1 protein-coding gene and 1 pseudogene are annotated in these 1,306 nt (G+C 27.2%); both read right to left on the bottom strand.

What is annotated here, in order from left to right; all coding sequences use genetic code 11:
* Positions 1–78: 78 nt before the first annotated feature.
* Positions 79–848 (bottom strand): annotated as a pseudogene (locus tag HMPREF3186_RS06305) (ISL3 family transposase).
* 137 nt (positions 849–985) lie between these two features.
* Positions 986–1,306 (bottom strand): transposase family protein (locus HMPREF3186_RS09185; RefSeq protein ID WP_197415027.1); only part of this gene is annotated, 321 nt, incomplete at its 5' end.

The following is a 1,306-nucleotide window of genomic DNA, read 5'->3' as shown; positions in this document are numbered from 1 at the left end:
AAAACTGTACATTCTTATTTTATCATTCTCATTTTAATCTTATTTCTTTCTTTTTAGTGAGAATAGCTTAACGCTCTTTTATATAATATCTAGGTTTCTTATTAGTAAACGAAAGTGTAAATAGGCTGAATAAAGGAGTATTTTAGCTTTAAAGATAATAAAAAATCTGTAACCATAAGAAATACGTTTGATAACTCTTATTTTATTGTTAATTCCCTCTAAAGGCCCATTAGATAGCCCATTGTAGTACATAGTATTTTTAATATGTCTTTTATACTTTCTAAGTATTTTAATAGCTGTAAACATATATCTAGGTAAAGTAGATTTATCGTTAATTAAAGCTTTAAACCTATCAAAATCATCTTTCTCAAGAGCTTCCCTAAGTTCTTGAATAAGCCAATAACACTTATAAAGCTGAGAATCTTGTTTAATTAGGTAGTTGACGATATCTTGTTCGGTAGTGATGTACTTAAAGTATTTAAACTTCTTGTGGGTACTATTATCTAATTCATCATAGCTAGTAAGAAGTTTTTTCCAGTAATATTTCAATTGTCTATACAACTCTTTATTTTTATCTTTAATACTATTCATAAATTATACTCTATATTTATTAAAAGCTCTATTAACTAGTTGAATAATATGGAATCTATCAATAACTATCTTCGCATTTGGAAATAGCTCTCTATGATATTTTTATAAGCTGAATTCATATCAATAACTACAGTCTTAACCTTACAACGTTCTTGATAAGAATAGCATAGGAAGTGGTCTTTTATAATCTTATTATCTCTTCCTTGTAGTTTATTTTGTATCGTATGAGTTAATGTATCTGCATAGACAAAGCTCATTTTACTTACACTATCAGAAGTAGAGGAAACCTCATCAAAGCATATATAATAAGGTAAAGTTTTCGGTCTTTCTTGAGTTTTAGATAGATCACATTGTATTCTTAATACAGTGTTAGTAGATACAGAAGAAGATTCGGCTATTTTTTTTTTGAAGTATTTTCTTTAGATAACCCTTTAATAATGCCAGCTCGTAGATTTTTAGAAGTATTAGAATACTTTTTAACTTCGGTAGTTTCAGTTGTAAAGGATTTACGAAAACCTTTATATATAAAGCGATGTTTATTTAAATACAAGATAACTGGTTTATCAGAAATAGCGGGCATTTTAATCTTTACTTTTCTATAACCGTTATTAGTTATCTTACAATCTTTACAATAAGGACAAGAGTTAGATGAAGCTTCTAATACACCGTAATAAACTAGATGTTTACAACCATTTATTTCAATTTCCTCTGTTTT

It is taken from the genome of Gemella haemolysans (assembly GCF_001553035.1).
GTDB classification, from domain to species: Bacteria; Bacillota; Bacilli; order Staphylococcales; family Gemellaceae; genus Gemella; species Gemella haemolysans_B.
The sequence above is the reverse complement of the archived record's forward strand: the minus strand, read 5'-3'. Positions and strand labels throughout refer to the sequence as shown.